Below are 19,983 nucleotides of genomic sequence, written 5' to 3'. Positions count from 1 at the left end.
ATTCCTTCCTCCAAAAGAGAACTGAAACTAGTACCATAAAAATGTTGGTTTCTCTAAATCTGCCCTTATTATGTCTGCTTCGGCAACGAATTCCCCTTCCCGCTGGCGATCGCTACGCAATAATGCCCTGTTGATTGGGGTAGCTGTGCTGATCACGCTACTGATTCGTATTTTTGTGGCGGAGTCGCGCTTTATTCCCTCAGAGTCTATGGAGCCAACGCTTTGGCCGGGCGATCGCATTGTGGTGGAAAAGATCACCTATCGCCAGCGATCGCCCCAGCCGGGGGATATTGTTGTTTTCTATACCCCACCCCTCTTGCAGACCCTTGGTTATCGCGCCGATCAAGCCCTCATTAAACGAGTGATTGCCACTGCTGGGGATACAGTTGCCGTATATGATGGCCGAGTTTGGGTCAACGATCGCCCCCTTGAAGAGCCGTACATTGCTGAACCACCCGTTTATACACTCTCGCCAGTGACAGTGCCAGACAATATGCTCTTTGTCATGGGAGATAACCGCAACCACAGCAACGACTCCCACATCTGGGGATTTTTGCCCCTTGAGAATGTCATTGGTCGGGCGATCGCCTGCTATTGGCCCCTCAACCATGCGGGTAAAATTTCGTCCCCGGCTGCCTAATAGGTGACCAGCCGCATCAGTGTGGGGTTAGCATCGTCCACTAGTCCCCATTCAACTGGTAACGGCACCACTTGTCCCACAGGGCTTGTTTGCGTTGCTTGGAGGCAATCGGTCTGCAAGCTGTAGTTGCCATTTCGCAGGCTTGACGGTTGGGCAGGGCGGCTGACTTGACAGGTTTTAATGACTGTTGCTCCCACCTGTAGCGTGCTATGGGTTTGGCTGTGAGCCAAGGGTGTCCAAGAAAACACGGCTAACAAACTCAAGGCGATCGTGGCGACACGAGGCTGCCGCCAAAACTGCATGCTGAACATAATTCCCCCGCCTTCTCTTTATCGAGAAGTCATTGACAAAATCGCTTGCAACAGCTCCTTAGATTTCTTCCACCGCCTCTAGAAATGTTTTAATTCTTTAACGGTGAATCCTAAGGTCTTGAATCGAAAGAAAAATTAGAAAGTGTAAAGAACTATATAGGTTGGTAGGTGATGAGTGGTTTCCCCCACACTTCTATTATAGTTTCCGTAACCAAAACTATGACGACTGTGTATAAAAATTAACCACTTTCTATCAAAACATAAAGAAGTGACACACAAAGGATTGGCTCAGAGCAAGGCGATCGCTAGGCTAAAGGCAAACCCTTGGAACCGCCATCATGTACAGTGAGTCAGAACATACTCCCCAAGCGATCGCCAACCGCCGCTATCAAGTACGGATTGGTCAATACCTCAATGAGGGCTGGCAAATTTTCAGCACTCAACCCGCTGCCTACATTGGTTTTCTCATTCTGGCAACCATCATCAATGGTGTGCTCAACAATATTCCGGGGGCTGGCCCGATTGTGAGCACGATTTTGGCAGGCCTCTTTGCTGCAGGCTACTACTTTTTCAGCTTTCAGATTGCCCGCAACCAAAGACCCGAATTTAGCCACTTTTTTAATGCGTTCAAAAACAACTACTTTTTGCCGATCTTTTTGACGAACTTGATTATTGGTTTGATTACGAATGTGTTTGTGATCAGTGCCAGCATTCTATTTGTGATTGCGGGGTTGCCCTTCTTTCAAGGCATATTAGAGCAGGCGGCGGCTGAAGCAACGGAACCCGATGCCGACTTAGAACAACTGCTAGCGTTACTAGAGCAGCTCCCCTCTCTGCCAGATGCCCTGACCCCCGTTTTAATCTTGGCGGGTGCCATCCTGCTGCTGCCGGGGGTTTACTTTGGGGTAGCCTATATGTTTGCTGTGCCTTTGGTGGTGGAACACCGCTTTGATGTGTGGCCAGCCCTAGAAACCAGTCGCCGCTTGGTCTCCCGTGATTGGTGGAGCTTCTTTTTCCTCAATGTGTCAATTATTTTCTTCAATACTTTGGGCTTTTGCCTCTGTTGTGTGGGGCTACTGGTGACGATTCCTTGGAGTAGTTGTGTGATTGTGGCGGCCTACCGCGATATTATTGGCCTCATGCCCACTACTGACAGTACCAACCAGTTTTAGTCTGATGACGCTGCCCACCCTTGCGGATCTCAACCTCGACCCCTTTTGGATGCCCTTTACGGCCAACCGCCAGTTCAAGCAAAGCCCTCGGCTCCTTGTTTCGGCAGCGGGGATGTACTACAAGAGTATTGATGGCCGTGAGATTCTCGATGGCACCGCGGGGTTGTGGTGTGTCAATGCCGGCCACTGCCGTCCAGAAATTGTCAGCGCGATCGCCCAACAGGCAGCAACACTGGATTTTGCCCCCACATTCCAGATGGGACATCCGGGACCCTTTCAGGTGGCCGATCGCCTGCGTGCCATGACCCCTGACCCCCTTAACCATGTCTTTTTTGCCAACTCTGGCTCTGAGGCTGTGGATACAGCCTTAAAAATTGCCCTTGCCTACCATCGGCTGCGGGGAGAGGGAACGCGGCAACGGCTCATTGGGCGTGAGCGGGGCTATCACGGGGTCGGTTTTGGTGGGATTTCGGTAGGGGGAATTGCGCCCAATCGCAAGTTCTTTGGTTCTCTCTTGGCAGGGGTGGATCATCTGCCCCACACCCACAACCTTGAGTACAATGCCTTCAGCAAGGGGCAACCCGCTTGGGGAGCACATTTAGCCGATGAGCTAGAACGCTTGGTGGCACTGCATGATGCCTCAACGATCGCGGCGGTGATTGTCGAACCCCTCGCTGGCTCGACGGGGGTATTGATTCCGCCCCAGGGGTACTTGGAACGCCTGCGTGCGATTTGCGATCGCCACGGCATTTTGCTGATCTTTGATGAGGTAATTACAGGTTTTGGCCGTCTGGGTGCCCCCTTTGCCAGTCAGTACTTTGGTGTGACCCCAGATCTCATCACTGTTGCGAAGGGTCTAACCAATGCCGCTGTGCCCATGGGAGCGGTGATTGTCCGCGATGAGATTTACGACACCTTCATGCAAGGCCCCGCGGGGCAAATTGAGTTTTTCCATGGTTACACCTACTCGGGACATCCCCTTGCCTGTGCGGCCGCCTTGGCAACCCTAGAGATTTACGAGAAAGAAGCCCTATTTGAGCGGGCGGCTTCCCTTGCGCCCTATTGGCAGGAGGCCATCCACAGCCTACGGGGTCTTCCCCATGTCATTGATATTCGCAACTTGGGTTTGGTGGCAGGGATTGAATTGGCGCCACGGCAAGGAGGGGCACGGGGCTATGATGCTCTCTGTCGTGCCTTTGAAGCGGGACTGCTGATTCGTGTCACGGGGGATATTATTGCCCTCTCACCACCGCTGATTGTGGAGCGATCGCACATTGATCAAATGGTGGAGATTTTGAGTCGTGTTCTGCGGGAACTTCCCTAGGCACCGCAGCGTCAGAATCAGCGGATCACTCTCTCCTTGGAGGCTTCTATGTTACGCTTCCTGCCGTTGGCCATCGGTAGCTTCGTCACGCTGCTGGCGATCGCTCCCCCCAGTCGTGCCGCCTATCCCCTCTTTCCTAATCAGCCGGGTGTCGATGTCTTTTTCCCGGGGCTAGAATCCTTTGGGCGGCCACGAACCCCACAGTATGATCCCTACAATCCCGTCATCTACCGTCCGCCGGGGCAATCTCAAACCTACATTATTGTGCCAGTGCCCTATCCACCTCGCCCAGTGATTTACCCGCCCCCCTATTCACCCGTTTATTATCCCTATTACCCCTGTTATCCATTCCGTTGCCGATAAGCAACAATACTGGGGATTGATACTTGACTCGACTTGGGAAGCAGATCGAGAGCCTGTTCTCCTGCTAAAATAGCGGCTAATTTAGCCATTTTCATTCGAGAGAAATCTATGGCTCAGTTGGCGATCGCTCCCGTTTTATTCCACCTTGCCTTTCCCGTCAGTAATTTGGCGGACACCAAGGCCTACTACATTGATGGGTTGGGCTGTGAACCGGGGCGCGAAAATCCCCACTGCCTGATCATGAAGCTTTATGGCCATCAACTGGTGGCTCACGTCACCGATGAACCCTTAACCCCAGCCAAGAGCATTTATCCGCGCCACTTTGGCTTGATTTTCTTGGCAGAAGCCGACTGGCAAAACCTCTGCGATCGCGTGATCAAGAAGGGACTTGACTTTTATCAGCCACCGCGCACCCGCTTTGCCAATACCCCCTTAGAGCACCAAACGTTCTTTCTCGCAGACCCTTTCCACAACCTAATTGAAATTAAGCACTACCGCCATGTAGAAGCCATTTTTGGCCTGCGGGATCACCGTCACATTGGCGATACTCCCCTCGTTTCTGCGCCGCAACCGTGACCCATCTGATTCTCTATAGCAAGCCCGGCTGTCACCTCTGCGAAGGACTGCAAGAAAAGCTGGCCACCCTGAGGGAATTTACCCTTGAGGTACGTGACATCACCAGCCGCGATGATTGGTGGCAGGCCTACCAATACGAGATTCCTGTCCTCTACCTCGTGATTGGAACGCAAGTCCTTCCCGTACCGCGCTTTTCTCCCCGTGCCAGTGCTGCACACATTCGTCAGCGACTGCAACAATTGACCCCTTCAGGCGGCTCAGCGTCCACTCCTTAACGGCATGATCAATTACAACTCTTTTCACAGCAACCGAATACGCCCAACAATTTACCGAAAAATTTAATCGCCAGATTGCATCCCCCCGATGTATCCCATATGTTAGAAAAGGGCTGTCATCGGCATCGCAAAGCCAATAGGAAACTCAGGAATGGTCGATTTTGGAGCAATGCTCTTTCGCGGGCGGGGGGTCAAGATCTCGCAGCAGTATGCGGTGATTGGCCTAGGGCGGTTTGGCCGGGGAGTGTGCGAGACCCTGCACGGCATGGGCTATGAGGTGCTTGGCAGTGATAACCAAGAGCGACTGGTGAATCAGGTGCTTCAGGATCACATTGTGGATCATGCGATTCAACTGGATTCCACGGATCCCCAAGCCCTGAAGGAGGCTGGCTTTTTTGAGTTTGAAACGGTGATTGTCGCCATTGGCAATCATCTGGACGCTAGCATTATCACCACATTGAACCTGAAGGAGGCAGGGGTGCCCAATGTCATTGCCAAGGCTTCCTCAGAGATTCACAAAAAACTCCTAGAGCGAGTCGGGGCAGATCGGGTGGTCTTTCCAGAGTATGAGGCGGGTTGTGAACTGGCGCGATCGCTCACCCGGCCAGCAATTCTCGATTGGTTTGACCTTGACCCCGAAAAAAGTATTGTGGAAGTCAAAGTGCCCGAGGCATTTCACAATCGCACAGTTGCCGAGGTGGAACTCCGCAGTCGCTATGGCCTCAACCTAATTGCCCTGCGCTTTGATGATAAGTTTGAGATCAATCCCAGTCCCAACCAGAAGCTCAATAAAGGGGACATTATGGTGGTGATTGGTGCCAATAACGATATTGATCGCTTTTTGCGTAGTCAGCACATTAATTAGGGCATAACCCTTGAGCTTGCGCTGCTGGTCGCCGCCGGCACGGGTGATGGCGATTCTCCTGTGGATTTTTTGCATTAGTAGTTTGCGGCGGTTGGACAGTCTGGCGATCGCGACCTTGCTGGTGGTGCTCCTCTATCTCCTGAGCCATGTCCCTTGGCAGCGCTTGGGCAAACGTCTCCAACAACTGTGGCTCTTTTTTCTGGGACTGTGGTTACTGTTGGCGGTTACCGCGTGGCCGATCGCGCTGCTCCTGACGTGGCGCTTGGTCTTGTGTCTTGCCCTCGGCGTGGTGTTGCTAGAAAGCCTGACATTTAGTGAATGGGTGCAGGTCTGTCGCTGGTGGGGACTCCCCCCCTTGTTGGTGGATACGCTGGCCTTGACCTATCGCTATCTGTTTGAGCTAGAGAGTCAGTTGGCACAAATGCAGCAGGCACTCTTTCTGCGGGGATTTCGCTTGAGTTGGCGCCGCCTTCGCCCGTGGGCACAGGTGATTGGTATCTTTCTCATTCGCGCCGAGGAACGGGCACAGCAGATCTATCTCGCAATGCGCTTACGGGGCTATGGGCAAGTGCTTCAGCGTCGTCCGCAATTTTCTGAGGGGGCGCCTTGGAGTTGGGGGCTAACGCTGAGTGCTGGCTTGGGGGCAGGGTTGTTGGCAGCCTATGATGCCCTTGGTAAAATCCAACTGCCTTTTTGAGGTGGCTAGACGACAGTGGGAACAGTGGTACATTAACATATTAACATTTGTAAACGATTGCCCCTTTGAGATTGCCCCTATGAAACCCAAGAACGCGCTTTTCGTTGCGGAGCAGGTGTGCCTAGTTGGCCACATTGTGGCGATGGCCTTTGGCTTAGCGGGGTTGCTCCTCGTCGTGCCCCATCCCGAGTTTATTCTGGCATTGCCCACGTGGGGTCAGCAGCTTTTTCAATGGAGTATGGGAAGCGGGGGGGTCGTTTATATTGTCCTCGGTGCGCTGGCGATCGCCCTTCACACCTATCGCAACTTTGGCCTGGGCAAACTGCTTGGCTTTTTGCTGCCAGCGGTGGGCATTTCCCTGACGAGTGAACTATTGGGGACAAGTACTGGCTTTCCCTTTGGCCATTATGGTTACCTCAGTGGCTTGGGGTACAAAATTGCTGGGCTGGTGCCCTTCACGATTCCCCTCTCTTGGTTTTATATGGGGCTAGTGACGTTTCTTTTGGCCTACAGTGGCTTCATCAGTCGTCCCCTACGAGAAGGCAAAGGCGTGGGCTTGGGGGCAGCCTTGATCACCGTGGGCTTGGGAGCAATCTTTTTAACCGCTTGGGATTTTGTCCTTGATCCGGCCATGAGTCAAACCGCCATTCCTTTTTGGCAATTTCAGGATGTCGGTGAATTCTTTGGTATGCCCTACCGCAACATTCTGGGATGGACGGGCACCGGGGCTGTGTTTATGGGGTTGGCGATGATCACTTGGTGGCCAAAACCCATGGTGGTGAACCGTGGGCAACTCATTACCCCCTTGGTGGTGTATCTGGTGAATTTTGCCTTTGGCGCGATGATTACCCTCACGTCCTTGGATCAACGCTTTTGGATTCCGGCAACGCTGGGATTTGTTTTGGGGGTCGTGCCGGTCACGGCGCTGTGGTGGTTTGCTGAAGCCCCCCTAGAGAAAGTTCAAGGGGTCAACATCAATACTGAGGCGGGTTGAGCGGGGACACTGCTCTTTGAGGTGCAGGAGAGACTGGCTGAGTTCAGAAACTCGTTCTAGTTTGCCCTTGAGTAAAATTTGCCAGCGATAGCGGCCAGCAATTTTGGCGATCGCGGCGGGAGCGGGGCCAAGCACTTCCCATTCTCCCCCAGTTACCGGGGCTAACGTTTGGAGCTGTTGGGCGATCGCCTGTGCCGTGGCAGCCACATCCTCAGGATCGGGACTACTCAAGCGCAGAAGAATCAGTTGGGCATAGGGGGGATAGCCCAACGGGGCACGGCCACTTAGCTCCTGTGTGGCAAAGGTGTCCCAGTCATAGGCTTTGACCGCTGTAATCACTGGATGCTCCGGCACATAGGTTTGGAGAATCACTTTACCCGGATGTGCCCCGCGGCCCGATCGCCCCGCCACTTGGGTGAGAATTTGAAAGGTGCGTTCCGCCGCCTGATAATCGGGCAAATGCAGGAGACTATCGGCAGCCAAAATTCCCACGAGGGCGACCTGCGGCAGATCAATCCCCTTCGTCAGCATTTGCGTCCCCACCATCACATCGGCTGCGCCGGCGGCAAATTGAGTTAATAACTGGCGATGGGCACCCTTGCGTTGGGTGGTATCACTGTCAAAGCGCAGTACCCGCAACTGGGGAAAGAGGCGATTCAGTTCACTCACCACCCGCTGCGTTCCGCCACCAAAGGGTTTGAGATAGGGGGAGGCACAACTGGGACAGCGCTGCGGCACCGCCTGACTGTAGTTGCAATAGTGACAGCGCAGCACTTCCATCTCCTCACCAAAGAGGTGTCCAGTGAGAGAGACGCTGCAATGGGGACAGTACATCACCGTGCCACAACTGCGACAGGAAACAAAGGTGCTGTGACCCCGCCGAGGCACAAAGAGAATCGCCTGCTGTCCCTGAAGATTCCCCAGAGCGTCTTGCAGTGGACGACTGAGCATCGAACGGTTGCCACGGTGCAATTCTTGGCGCATATCCACAAGGGTGATCGGCGGCAGGGGGGTAGCATGGATACGCTGAGGAAGAGAAAGGGTCTGAATCTGGCCGGTTTGGGCAGCCTGCCAAGTGCTGAGGGCAGGGGTGGCAGTTCCTAGAATCAGGGGACACTGTTGTTGGCGCGATCGCCATTGGGCAACGGTACGGGCATGGTAACAAGGCTGAGGTTGATCCTGTTTGTAGCCGCTGTCATGCTCTTCATCGAGAATGATTAGACCTAGGCCCACCAAGGGCAGCAGTACCGCCGATCGCGTGCCAATGATTACCCGTGGCTGCGGCATCAAGGTCAATCGCCAAGTATCGTAGCGCTCCCCCTCACTAAGACCACTGTGATAGACCAGCAAGCGTTCACCAAAGCGTGCCCGCACTCGGTCCGTGAGTTGGGGTGTCAAGCCAATCTCTGGCACCAGCAGTAGGGCCGATCGCCCTCGCCCTAGGCACTCAGCAATTGCTTGCAGATAGACTTCCGTTTTGCCCGACCCCGTAACCCCGTGCAGTAGGAATGTTTGGGCACAGTCTAGGTGTTCGGAAATCGCTTTTAGAGCAGTGGCTTGGGCAGGGGTGAGGGCTTTTGGCCGATCCGGTGTCACCGCTACCCCCTGTTCAATGCGGCAGTGCTGCTGCTCGACAATAGCAATGTATCCCTTGGCAGCAAGGCGATGGAGGGTTTGGGCGGTGGTGCCCGTGGCCTTGAGCACCTCTTGTAGCCAGCAATCGCGACCCTGTTGCTGCAAATAGCGGAGGATTTGGCGCTGCCGCTGCGTTAAGGTCTCCCCTTCACTATTGAGGAGTACTACGGCTTGCTGCTGTTTTGGCTGTTGACTGGCGGGTGCCGCTAAGTAGGTTTCCACCCAGCCAAGGCGTTCGAGTTCTGCGAGGGCCCGCTGCACCTTGGGAAGCTGTTGCTGGAGGTAGCGCACACTGTAGTCCCCACTGCCCTTGGTCTGGAGAAAGCGCAGCAAATGTTGCCCTTGTTCAGAAAGGGGGGGAATCCCCTGTTGTGGCCGTAGGCGCACCCGTCGTTGCGATCGCCCCAAGACCCCCGGCGGCAGAGCAGTGCGCACCACTTGGATTAAAGGCGTGCAGTAGTATGTGGCAATTTGTTCTAGCAGTGCCCAATAGTCCTTGGGAAAAAGCTGCTGGTCAACCACTTCAAGGAGCGATCGCAAGCGTTGTGGATCAACCGATGGCGGTACAGTTTCCAGTACCTCGAGGACAATCCCCCGCACCACCTGAGAGCCAAAGGGCACTTCCACCACATCGCCCCCCTGCACCCACCAACCCGCAGGAACTTGGTAAGTGTAAGCCTCGCTTGCCCCCGGACAGTCCACAAGCACACTGGCGTAGATAGAGGGTTGTTGAGGTGCTAAGGCCATCGGATCGTTTAATTGCTTTTCACTCAAGCAGGCAGATAAAAAGTTCCCCAACCACTCTACATATTTCTTTATTTCTTTAGATTTTCGCTATTCCACAGCGCGGATTTGATCGCTAGGCTATGAGGTAGCAGTCAAGCTGACGGGGACTTTGCTATGGCTGGATATTTTTCCTTGAGCTTTCCTAGGCTTCTGGCAGTCACTCCCCTGATCCTACTGGCACAGGGATCCTCTCTACCACAGCCAGATAAGAATGGAAATTATATGCGGACAACCCATCCCTATTGGAAGGTTGTTGCTACTAAACCCGTAAATTGTCGTTTGGCGCGATCGCTCAATGATGTTGAAGGCAAGAAAGTACCAACGATTAATGTCGAGCAATTACCCCTAGGTATTAAGCTCAAGCCGGGTCAACAAATCCTAACTAATACAAGCCAGACACGCGGTGAACCCGCAGTTGTTATGGACACCAATGGTAACCCTTGGTTGAGGGTATCCTATGGCTATGATACTTGCCTAGTCCGTGCTCATCGAAATTTTGTCCGTCCCATTCCTAACCCATTCTCAACCCCACAGCGCTAGCCAGAGGTACACTGCTGGATGAATCACAGTATTTGGGCTGCTTTACTGCTGTTCCCAGTTCTTGCTCAAACGCCAAACTTACCCCAACCCAACAGCAATGGTGACTATATCAGCCGCACTAGTCATCGTACTTGGGTGGTGGTTGATCCCGATATCAATGGTCTCAACTGTCGCTGGTCGGACAAAGTACCGCAGGAGTGGTACGCCCCCAATGCCCGTTGGCCGGATCTGGAGATTATGCGCTGGCCGGTGGTGCGTCGCTTTCCCCAAGGAACCGTTCTAACGGCCAATATCACCCCCGCAGGCTTTGCCACGATTACCGATAGCCGCGGTTTGCCTTGGCTCAAAGTTTCCATTGGTGACGAGGATCGCATTTGCTTGGTGCGAGCGAACCGCCGATTTATTCGTCCCCGCTAAGAATTGGGTTGTTTGCTTGAGAGGACGTGGGAAAATAGGGAAGACTGCTCCTCACCCAAGATTCTCCATGACTGGTCTTTACGAAGCACAAACGATCGCCATCGCCCGTCAACTGTGGACGGCTAGCCAAGAGTCCCGCAACTTTTTCAGCCAACTGCGGGAGCAAATGCGCATTGAAGATAAGCTCCTCGGCTGGGCAATGGAACATCCGGGGCTACGGGTGCAACTGTTTCGCCTCATTGACTGCCTGCCCAGTCTGCGTAGTAAAGCCGAGGTGGCTCGCCACTTGCAGGAGTACCTCAGTGACCCCAGTGTGGAATTGCCGGAAGGCCTCAAAAAACTCTTGAACTTTGCCCAGCCGGATTCCCTGCCCGCCCAAGCAGCGGCAACCACCTTCACAACAGCGGTTCAAGCCCTTGCCCACAAGTACATTGCTGGTGAAACCACCGAGCAGGTGCTGAAAACCATTGGCCGCCTACGCAAGCAGGGCATGCTGGTGACGATGGATATTCTTGGGGAGGCGGTGATTACGGAGGCAGAGGCGCAGCAGTATTGCGATCGCTACCTTGACCTAATGCAGCAACTCAGTCCCCTCGGGCAACGGGAGGGCGTGAATCCAGTCCAAGTCTCGGTGAAGCTGACGGCCTTTTACTCCCAGTTTGATCCCCTAGATGTGTCTGGCTGCCGTGCTAAGGTGGGGGAACCAATTCGGCGGCTGTTGCATCGTGCCCAAGAATTGGGGGTGGCGGTGCACTTTGATATGGAGCAGTATGCCTACAAAGACATTACCCTCGCGATCCTCAAGGATATTTTGCTAGAGCCAGAGTTTCGCGATCGCGCCGATGTCGGGCTGACATTGCAAGCCTATTTGCGGGATAGCTACCAAGATGCCCAAGACCTGATTACTTGGGTGCAACAGCGGGGGACACCGATTACCGTGCGAGTGGTCAAGGGCGCCTACTGGGATCAAGAACTGATTAAGGCGGTGCAGCAGGATTGGCCATTGCCCGTCTATCAACATAAGCAGGACACCGATGCCAACTTTGAGCGGGTGATTGAACTGCTCCTGAGTCACCATACAGTTTTGCGCACGGCGATCGCTAGCCATAATGTTCGTTCCCAAGCGCGGGCGATCGCGATCGCCCAACATCAGCACATTCCGCCTACGGCCATGGAATGCCAAGTTCTCTATGGCATGGCCGATAAACTTGCCAAGGCTCTCGTGGATGCAGGGCAAACGGTGCGCGTCTATTGTCCCTACGGTGATCTAATTCCGGGGATGGCCTACCTGATTCGGCGACTCCTAGAAAATACCGCCAATAGCTCCTTTTTGCGCCAACAGTTGGGGGCTGTCGCAGTGGAGGAATTACTGGCACCACCGCAACCAACGGCGGACTTTGACGCTGTGAACGTTCATCTGACCACGGGCAAGACCTCAACCTTTGTCAATGCTGCCAATAGCGACTATGCCCGCGCCAGCCAGCGGGAAGCGATTCAAGCGGCCTTAATTCATGTCCATCGCCAACTGGGGCAAACCTATACCCCCATCATCAATGGCGATCGCGTCAATACCCTCGAATACAGTGAGTCCCTCAACCCCTCACAGCCCGAAGAAGTTGTCGGTCGCGTTGGCTTAGCCACCATTGAGGATGCTGAGCATGCGATCCGGGCTGCCAAAGCCGCTCAAGCGCAGTGGCAACAGACCCCCGTGGCTGAACGAGCCACCCTGCTACGGCGGGCAGCGGATCTCCTCGAGGCACAACGCCATGAACTAGTGGCTTGGATGTGCTACGAAGTGGGCAAGGTGGTGGCGGAAGGGGATGCCGAAGTTTCCGAAGCCGTTGATTTTTGCCGCTACTACGCCGATGAAATGGAGCGCCTCAGCAGTGGCTATGACCGCAACTTTCCCGGCGAAACCAACCATTACCACTACCAAGGGCGCGGCATTGCAGTCGTCATTTCCCCTTGGAACTTTCCCCTAGCGATTCCCACGGGTATGACCGTGGCTGCCTTGGTCACAGGCAACTGTACAATTCTCAAGCCTGCGGATCCGGCTGCCGTGATTGCTGCCAAACTAGCGGAGATCCTGATTGCCGCCGGTTTTCCGCCAGGAGTGTTTCAGTTTCTCCCCGGCCGTGGCTCCGTGATTGGCCCCTACCTCACCAAACATCCCGATGTGCATCTGATTGCCTTTACTGGCTCCCAAGAGGTGGGTTGCCGCATTATTGCTGAGGCAGCGGTGTTGCAGCGGGGACAAACCCACATCAAGCGGGTGATTGCTGAGATGGGAGGCAAAAATGCCATCATCATTGACGAAAGTGCCGACTTAGATCAGGCAGTGGCAGGGGTGGTGCAATCGGCCTTTGGCTACAGCGGCCAAAAATGCTCCGCCTGTTCACGGGTGATTGTCCTCGAGTCCATTTATCAACCCTTTGTGCAGCGCTTAGTGGAGGCCACCAAGTCCCTGAATATTGGGCCTGCCCATTTGCCCAGTACCCGTGTTGGACCAGTGGTGACGGCAGCCGCCCGCGATCGCATTCAGGAATACATTGCCAAGGGACAGCGGGAAGCGGAACTGACCTTGAGTGTACCGGTACCGGAGGTAGGGTATTTTGTCTCGCCTACCATCTTTACCAATGTCCCCCCCACCGCCACGATCGCCCAAGAGGAAATTTTTGGCCCGGTGCTAGCGGTATTACGGGCAGAAACCTTCAGCCAAGCCCTTGCAATTGCCAATGCCACGGCCTATGCCCTGACGGGGGGGTTGTATTCGCGGACGCCGTCCCATATTCAGCAGGCCAAAGACCAATTTGTCGTAGGGAACCTGTACATCAATCGTGGGATTACGGGGGCGATCGTCGATCGGCAGCCCTTTGGTGGCTTTAAGCTCTCGGGGATTGGTTCCAAAGCGGGGGGCCGCGATTACCTGCTGCAATTTCTGGAACCGCGTGTCATTACCGAGAATGTGCAGCGCCAAGGGTTTGCCCCCATTGCTGGAGTGGATGATTGATGCCAAAAGGCACGCAGTTATTGGCCGACCTTCAGGAGCGCATCAGGGCAGCGGGCGCCATTTCCTTCTGTGAGTTTATGGCCTTGGCTCTCTATGCACCGCAGTGGGGCTATTACAACCGTCCCCAAATGCAGATTGGTCGGCGCGGCGACTTTATCACGTCCAGTAGTCTGACGAGAGACTTTGCGGAACTGCTCACTGAGGCTTTTGTGCAGATGTGGCACGCCTTGGAGCGACCGCAGCGCTTTACCCTCTTGGAGATGGGTGCGGGTGAAGGCCAATTTGCGGCTGGGGTCTTAGGCTATAGCCAAGCGACCTACCCCGATTTCTTTGCCGCCCTGGAGTATCAGATTCAAGAGCAGTCCCCCAGTTTACGGGAACGCCAACGGCAACGCTTGGCCCCTTGGGGAGATCGCCTGTGCTGGCGAGGCTCTGACACTCCCACTGCACCGATCACTGGCTGCATCTTTAGTAATGAACTCGTGGATGCTTTTCCCGTGCATCGGCTGCAATGGCAGGGGGACGATTGGCAGGAAATTTATGTCAGTCTCGATGCCCAAGGGGCGTTGCAAGAGGTTTTGCGTCCCCTCAGCGACGATCGCATTCCCGAGTACTTTGCCACCGTTGGTATTGATCCGCAGCAGCAGGGCTACAGCGACGGCTATCGTACCGAGGTTAACTTGAACCTAATCCCGTGGCTCAAGGATCTGAGTCAGCACCTAGAGCGGGGCTTTGTTCTCACCATTGACTATGGTTATCCCGCCCAGCAATACTATCATCCCGCCCGCTGTGAGGGCACCTTGCAGTGCTACTATCAACACCGCTACCACGACAATCCCTACTCCTTTGTTGGCGAGCAGGACATTACAGCCCATGTGGATGTGACCGCCTTGACCCGCTATGGTGAGCACTTTGGTCTTGAAACCCTCTATGTCACCCGCCAGAGTTTATTTCTCATGGCCTTGGGCTTGGGCGATCGCCTACTGGCGCAACAGCAGAGTAATGGCAATCTTCTTCAAGCCCTCAACCGCCATCAATCCCTGCACCAACTCATTGACCCCCTTGGCCTCGGTGGCTTTTACGTCGTGCTCCAAGGCAAGCAAGCCACCCTCGATCTGCCGCAACTCAGGGAAGCGGATCAGGGATTCGGTTAATGACTAAGAGCCACATCCCGCTGGGGAACAGGCAAAACCGATCGGTAGTACTGTTCTAGTTGCTGGGTGGCTGCCGCCCAACTCCAGCGTTCAGCTTCTTGGCGGGCATTTTGGCGTAGGGTCTCGCGATCGCCCGGCGAGTCAAAAAGGCGCTGACAAGCTGTAATCGCTCCTGTAGAATCCGCTGGGTCAAACAAAAACCCATTCACCCCATCAGTGACAATATCGGGAATCCCCCCACTATTGGCAGCCACCACAGGACAGCCCGCCGCCATTGCTTCTAGGAGAACCAAGCCAAGGGTTTCCGTGCGCGAGGGAAAGACAAAGACATCAGCAGAAGCAAAGGCCGCTGCCAAGCGTTCCCCCCGCAGATAGCCGACAAAATGGGTGGGGGTACCCGCAAAGTGCTGTTCAAGGGCTTCCCGATGCGGGCCATTGCCCACGAGCGCCAGTCGCGCCTGAGGAATCTGCTCGAGAATGGGTTTAATCTGCTCAATTTCCTTTTCAGCAGAGAGGCGACCGACGTAAAGCAGCAGGGGCGCTTCTGGGTGTCCTTGGCTGAGAAAGTAACGCATTTCTTGACTTTGGCGCTGCGGATGAAACAACTCCACATCTACCCCCCGCTGCCAGAGATCCAGATGGCGAATGCCGTGCGCTTTCAGTTCTGCCACCATTGCCGTTGAGGTACACAAGTTGAGTTGAGCACGGTTATGGGCCAACCGCAGCAGCGACCAGAGCACCTCTTCAAGAAACCCCAAGCCATAGTACTTCAGGTATTGCGGCAAATGGGTGTGGTAAGAAGCCACCAAAGGTAAGTGGAATTTCTGTGCATAGTACAGACCCGCTACCCCCAACACCGCTGGGTTCGCCACATGGATCAGATCGGGTGCAAAGGCCTCTAGGGCTTGACCAATGGCGGGTCGCGGCAGGGCTAATTTGAGTTCAGGATACAATGGGAGGGGAAAACCAGAGACACCATAGATCTGCGCGCCTTCGTAATGGTCTAGCCCGCCCTCGGGAGCCACCACCAACACCTGATGGCCATTCCGTTGCAGATGTCGGACGGTTTGACACAAACGGGTAACAATGCCATCAATTTTGGGCAAAAATGTCTCGGTAAATAGCGCGATCCGCATTTCGCTAACCTGAATGGGAGGGGGATTTTTCCCATTCTCGAATTAGGGGGGTCTTGACGCAACCCATCGGGGCGAAAAAGTTTCTTGCACAAGGAGGGGTAAACTGTGGCAAAAGCAGAGTTATTGATGGCGATCGCTGGCCTGAATCGAGGCATTCTAGCCACACCGCGCGATCGCAAACAGGTGGCTGCTCTTGCTGCTTCCCTTGAAGCCATGAATCCCACCCCGGATCCCCTCAATGCCCCTGAAAAATTGGCGGGGGATTGGCGACTGATCTACACCAGTAGTCAGGCCCTTCTCGCCTTAGATCGCTCTCCCGTCGTGAAGCTGGGGCAAATTTATCAGTGCATTCGTCCGCAACAGCAGCGCATCTACAATATTGCTGAACTCTATGGGTTGCCCTTCCTTGAGGGGATTATCAGTGTGTTGGCGCGCTTTGAACCCTTAACCCAACAGCGGGTACAAGTGTATTTTGAACGTTCCATTGTTGGCCTGCGTCAGTGGCTCAATTACTATTCTCCTTCTCAATTCATTCCTCAACTCCACAGCCGTCAGCCGCTAATTGCCCTAGATGTGCCCCTCAACAGCAATGATCAACAGGGCTGGCTTGACATTACCTACCTCGATGAGGATTTGCGAATTGCCCGAGGCAATGAAGGTAGCCTCTTTGTCTTGACTCGTATATAGCCCCGATTCCCTATGCCGTTAGACTAAGGAAGAGTGGCACCATTCTCACACCCCACCCAATGGAAGCACAGCCCCCCAAGCAACTTAGTTTTCCATGGAATCCGATTCTCTCTGAGCTTGCAGCGGAAAGCGCACTGGCAACGGATCTGGCCTCAGAGGGTGAGAATAGCCAACGGCGCATCCAGCATTTAGAGCAAGCCATTGATCAGTGCCAGCACTATATCAATGAATTAAAGCAACAACTGCGCAATCAGGCGTTTCTTGAGGATTTACTAGCTCGCACTGAGGAAACCGCTCAGATTCAACAACAGGCAATCATTGCTCTCCAAGAACAATTGCGCTCCCAAGCCACCTGCGCCCACGAGTTGGCCGAAATGAGCCACCATCGCCAATCTTTGGAAACCATTCTTCAGCAATCACAAACCGAAATTGAGCACCTGCATCAGGAGGTGGATCGGCTCCTCAAGGCTCAAGATGCCCTCGAGGCTAAATTGGTGAATAGCCATCGTCTCCTGCGACAACGGGAACAGGAATGTCAACTCCTTGAATCCCAACTGCGCCAAGTCCAAGAGGAAAAAGCGCTGCTGCAAACTCGCCTTGAACAAGCCCGCTCAGAGTTGAGCGATCGCCAAACCCAAATGGATGATCTCAACCGTCGCCTCACCCAAGCCAACCATTTAATTGAAACCCAAGAACGGATCATCACTGCGCTGCAACAGGCGCAAGGATCAGAGGCCAGCAAAAACAGTGTGATTCAGGGACTGAGTAAAACATTGCTAAAAACCCAAACCAAGTTACAGGAATTGGAACGGGACTATCAGCAGCAGCGCCTGCAATATATGACCACCCAGCACTACAACCAAGAGCTGGAAGCCCGCAATAGCCAACAACAGGAACGCCTACAACACCTAGAAGCCCAAATTGCCGAACTCCAAGAGCAAATTCTCCATCAGGCGCAGCAGGCACGGGAGCAGGAAACCGCTGTTCAACACTGGAAAGATCGCTACACCGAGGCCGAGCGATCGCTAGCGCAGTTACAACGCGTCATTACCCAGATGGCCACGGGCAGTTCTATTTCCTTGAGTGAGGTTCCTTCTTAGGGAGGATGTTGGAACAAATCTAAATTTTGTATAATAAGCCATAGTCATTACGAGTTTGTTTATGGTCAAATTCATTGGTTGGGCAGGGAGTCTGCGGGATGGCTCCTACTCTCAAAGCGCCCTAGATGTTGCCATTGCCAAAGCAGCCGCCCAAGGCGTTACCGTTGAACGTCTGGATTTACGGCAAATGACGCTCCCCTTTTGTACGGGTGCTGAGAGCTACCCTGACTACCCCGATGTAGATACCTTTCGAGCCAAGGTCAAGGAAGCCGATGGTATTTTGCTCGTAACACCGGAGTACCACGGCAGCGTTAGCGGTGTGCTCAAGAACTCCCTTGATCTCCTCAGCTTTGAACACCTCAGCGGCAAAGTAGTTGCCATGATGAGTGTCCTCGGTGGCCAAACCAACAGCAATGCCCTCAACGATCTACGGGTGATTCTGCGCTGGGTGCATGCTTGGGTGATTCCGGAACAGGTGGCCATTGGTCAGGCGTGGCAAGCCTTCACACCCGAAGGGGAATTGAGTGATCCCAAGCTTGATGAGCGGGTGGACAAAATGATTGCCAGTTGGATTCAGACCACCCGTCAACTACGAGAAGCAAGCGCCTAATTCAATCCCTCTTGCAGCCACTGCGCCACCTGCTTGGCATGGTAGGTGAGAATGACATCAGCACCTGCCCGCTTGAAGCCAAGAAGGGTTTCTAGCACCACTTTTTTCTCATCAATCCAGCCATTGCGGGCGGCGGCTTTCACCATTGCGTATTCCCCAGAAACGTTGTAGGCGGCCACCGGAACATCGCTCACCTGCTTGAGTTGAGCAATGACATCCATGTAGGCAAGGGCAGGTTTCACCATCACCAGATCGGCGCCCTCCTCAATATCCAAGCTGACCTCCCGCACCGCTTCGCGGATATTGGCCGGATCCATTTGGTAGGTTTTTTTATCACCAAACTTCGGTGCCGAATCTAAAGCATCGCGAAAAGGGCCATAGTAGGCGGAGGCGTATTTGGCAGAGTAGGCGAGAATCCCCACGTGGGTATAGCCTGCGGCATCTAGACCCGCCCGAATGGCACCGACACGGCCATCCATCATATCTGACGGGGCAACAAAATCAGCCCCCGCAGCCGCTTGACTCACTGCCTGTTTGACCAGCACCTCTACAGTTTCGTCATTGAGAATTTCACCATCTTTGACAATGCCATCGTGGCCTTCACTGCTGTAGGGATCAAGGGCGACATCGGTAAAGATCAGCAGGTCGGGTAAGACGGCCTTAATGGCACGTACCGATCGCTGGACAAGACCCTCAGGATTGTAGCTTTCAGTACCTGCATTGTCCTTGAGGTGCTCAGGAATCAAAGGAAACAGCGCGATCGCCCCAATTCCCAAGGCATAGACCTCCTTCAGCTCTAAAATCAGGCGATCCAGCGTATAGCGATAGCAGTCGGGCATTGAGGGGACTTCCTGCACCTGATTTTCCCCCTCCATGACAAAGACCGGATAAATCAAATCCCCCGTAGTTAGGGTATGCTCGCGCACCAAGCGACGAATTTGAGCCGTGCGGCGTAAACGGCGAGGCCGATGGGTTAGCTCCATAATTCAACAATCAAAAACTCAGTAATGTCCCAGTTCAAACGGCTGTAAGTCAGCACGTACAACCTTTAGATTATTTCCGCATTATCTCACTTTGAGGGATCAAGACTGTGGGCGGTGCAGGATGCTTACAAACGTTTACGAACCACTTCAGTGCTCAAGCGGGCTGAAGATAGGGCAAGGCCAGATAGAAACTGGTGACGGTCTTGGCATCTTTCACTTGACCACTATGAATCGCGGCGGCCAAGTCAGAGAGAGAAAACTCCACAATTTCAATGTGCTCGTCGGTGTCCTGAGGCGGGGGTGTCTCTAGTTTTTCCAGCTCAGTGGCCAAGTAGGCGTAGATCACCTCGTCGGAATAGCCGGGGGCAATGTAAAACTCCCCCAGTTTTTGCCAGTGGTGGGCGCGGTAGCCCGTTTCCTCTTCAATTTCCCGCTCAATCGTAGCAAAAGGCTTTTCGTGATCCTCAACGGTGCCCGCTGGGAACTCCAGCAAATATTCCTCAGTGGCAAAGCGGTATTGTTTGACAAGGATCAGGTTGCCCTCTGGAGTCACCGGGACAGCTAATGCCCCCCCTGGATGCCGCACCGTTCCCAAGATCGAGACAGACCCATGGGGCAGGCGATATTGATTGACCTCAAATGTAAACTTACGACTGCGGCAAAAGCAGTGGCGCTCGAGGACTTCGGGGGGGATTTTAGTCATAGGGG

At 54.1% G+C, this 19,983-nt stretch carries 21 protein-coding genes; 16 read left to right on the top strand and 5 right to left on the bottom strand.

Annotation, left to right across the window (positions count from 1 at the left end; all coding sequences use genetic code 11):
• Positions 1-70 precede the first annotated feature (70 nt).
• Entirely contained in the window at positions 71-640 is a 570-nt protein-coding gene (gene lepB / locus KV190_RS01980; protein WP_460194378.1) for a signal peptidase I, read from the top strand.
• Here the strand turns inward: lepB and KV190_RS01975 are convergent.
• A complete protein-coding gene (locus KV190_RS01975) occupies positions 637-951 on the bottom strand; it encodes a hypothetical protein (protein ID WP_460194377.1) in 315 nt (104 codons plus the stop codon). The two genes, lepB and KV190_RS01975, sit on opposite strands and share 4 nt — an antisense overlap.
• A 338-nt stretch (positions 952-1,289) precedes the next feature.
• On the opposite strand from KV190_RS01975, the gene KV190_RS01970 reads away from it, so the two are divergent.
• The 8 genes from KV190_RS01970 to cruF all read left to right on the top strand — a co-directional run bounded on the left by KV190_RS01970 (position 1,290) and on the right by cruF (position 7,217).
• Entirely contained in the window at positions 1,290-2,123 is an 834-nt protein-coding gene (locus KV190_RS01970) for a DUF975 family protein (RefSeq protein ID WP_460194376.1), read from the top strand.
• A 4-nt stretch (positions 2,124-2,127) separates the two neighbouring features.
• Positions 2,128-3,447 carry an omega-aminotransferase AptA gene (gene aptA, locus KV190_RS01965; RefSeq protein ID WP_460194375.1) on the top strand — a complete coding sequence of 440 codons (1,320 nt, stop codon included), beginning with the start codon at positions 2,128-2,130 and terminating at the stop codon, positions 3,445-3,447.
• Positions 3,448-3,495: 48 nt separating this feature from the next.
• Positions 3,496-3,810, top strand: a complete 315-nt coding sequence (locus KV190_RS01960) for a hypothetical protein (protein WP_460194374.1) — start codon at positions 3,496-3,498, stop codon at positions 3,808-3,810.
• A 108-nt stretch (positions 3,811-3,918) separates the two neighbouring features.
• Entirely contained in the window at positions 3,919-4,386 is a 468-nt protein-coding gene (locus KV190_RS01955) for a VOC family protein (RefSeq protein WP_460194373.1), read from the top strand.
• On the top strand, positions 4,383-4,661 hold the full coding sequence (locus KV190_RS01950; protein ID WP_460194372.1) for a glutaredoxin family protein: 279 nt from the start codon (positions 4,383-4,385) through the stop codon (positions 4,659-4,661). The genes KV190_RS01955 and KV190_RS01950 overlap by 4 nt, the downstream gene beginning before the upstream one ends.
• Positions 4,662-4,812: 151 nt before the next feature.
• A complete protein-coding gene (locus KV190_RS01945; RefSeq protein WP_460194371.1) occupies positions 4,813-5,526 on the top strand; it encodes a potassium channel family protein in 714 nt (237 codons plus the stop codon).
• Between the two features lie 10 nt (positions 5,527-5,536).
• Complete coding sequence (locus tag KV190_RS01940; RefSeq protein ID WP_460194370.1) at positions 5,537-6,223, top strand: energy-coupling factor transporter transmembrane component T family protein; 687 nt, start codon at positions 5,537-5,539, stop codon at positions 6,221-6,223.
• A gap of 79 nt (positions 6,224-6,302) precedes the next feature.
• Complete coding sequence (gene cruF / locus KV190_RS01935) at positions 6,303-7,217, top strand: gamma-carotene 1'-hydroxylase CruF (protein ID WP_460194369.1); 915 nt, start codon at positions 6,303-6,305, stop codon at positions 7,215-7,217.
• Here cruF and priA read toward each other — a convergent pair.
• Positions 7,173-9,599, bottom strand: coding sequence for a primosomal protein N' (gene priA, locus KV190_RS01930; RefSeq protein ID WP_460194368.1), 2,427 nt, complete (start codon positions 9,597-9,599; stop codon positions 7,173-7,175). The two genes, cruF and priA, sit on opposite strands and share 45 nt — an antisense overlap.
• A 261-nt stretch (positions 9,600-9,860) precedes the next feature.
• Between priA and KV190_RS01925 the strand changes: the two genes are divergently transcribed.
• The 4 genes from KV190_RS01925 (at position 9,861) to KV190_RS01910 (ending at position 14,759) form a co-directional block, all read left to right on the top strand.
• Complete coding sequence (locus KV190_RS01925) at positions 9,861-10,178, top strand: hypothetical protein (protein WP_460194367.1); 318 nt, start codon at positions 9,861-9,863, stop codon at positions 10,176-10,178.
• 18 nt (positions 10,179-10,196) lie between these two features.
• Complete coding sequence (locus tag KV190_RS01920) at positions 10,197-10,595, top strand: hypothetical protein (RefSeq protein WP_460194366.1); 399 nt, start codon at positions 10,197-10,199, stop codon at positions 10,593-10,595.
• Between the two features lie 67 nt (positions 10,596-10,662).
• The gene (gene pruA / locus KV190_RS01915) at positions 10,663-13,605 is read left to right on the top strand and encodes an L-glutamate gamma-semialdehyde dehydrogenase (protein ID WP_460194365.1); all 2,943 of its coding nucleotides are present in this window, start codon (positions 10,663-10,665) and stop codon (positions 13,603-13,605) included.
• Positions 13,605-14,759, top strand: a complete 1,155-nt coding sequence (locus KV190_RS01910) for a class I SAM-dependent methyltransferase (RefSeq protein WP_460194364.1) — start codon at positions 13,605-13,607, stop codon at positions 14,757-14,759. Before pruA ends, KV190_RS01910 begins: the two co-directional genes overlap by 1 nt.
• Here the strand turns inward: KV190_RS01910 and KV190_RS01905 are convergent.
• Positions 14,756-15,895 (bottom strand): glycosyltransferase family 4 protein, encoded by a 1,140-nt coding sequence (locus KV190_RS01905; RefSeq protein ID WP_310841065.1) that lies wholly within the window; start codon positions 15,893-15,895, stop codon positions 14,756-14,758. The genes KV190_RS01910 and KV190_RS01905 overlap by 4 nt on opposite strands.
• Before the next feature lie 105 nt (positions 15,896-16,000).
• On the opposite strand from KV190_RS01905, the gene KV190_RS01900 reads away from it, so the two are divergent.
• The 3 genes from KV190_RS01900 (at position 16,001) to KV190_RS01890 (ending at position 18,292) form a co-directional block, all read left to right on the top strand.
• Positions 16,001-16,582, top strand: a complete 582-nt coding sequence (locus KV190_RS01900; protein WP_460194363.1) for a PAP/fibrillin family protein — start codon at positions 16,001-16,003, stop codon at positions 16,580-16,582.
• Positions 16,583-16,641: 59 nt separating this feature from the next.
• Positions 16,642-17,682 (top strand): hypothetical protein, encoded by a 1,041-nt coding sequence (locus KV190_RS01895; RefSeq protein WP_460194362.1) that lies wholly within the window; start codon positions 16,642-16,644, stop codon positions 17,680-17,682.
• A gap of 61 nt (positions 17,683-17,743) precedes the next feature.
• Positions 17,744-18,292 (top strand): NADPH-dependent FMN reductase, encoded by a 549-nt coding sequence (locus tag KV190_RS01890; protein ID WP_460194361.1) that lies wholly within the window; start codon positions 17,744-17,746, stop codon positions 18,290-18,292.
• On the opposite strand, the gene hemB is transcribed toward KV190_RS01890, so the two are convergent.
• Together hemB and KV190_RS01880 are read right to left on the bottom strand one after the other, a co-directional pair.
• Positions 18,289-19,275, bottom strand: coding sequence for a porphobilinogen synthase (gene hemB / locus KV190_RS01885; RefSeq protein WP_460194360.1), 987 nt, complete (start codon positions 19,273-19,275; stop codon positions 18,289-18,291). The genes KV190_RS01890 and hemB overlap by 4 nt on opposite strands.
• Positions 19,276-19,429: 154 nt before the next feature.
• Entirely contained in the window at positions 19,430-19,978 is a 549-nt protein-coding gene (locus KV190_RS01880; protein ID WP_460194359.1) for an NUDIX hydrolase, read from the bottom strand.
• Between the last annotated feature and the right edge of the window lie 5 nt (positions 19,979-19,983).

The organism is Thermosynechococcus sp. FA-CM-4201, assembly GCF_054689355.1.
Note: the sequence above shows the minus strand (reverse complement) of the source record. Positions and strands in the feature narration are given on the sequence as shown.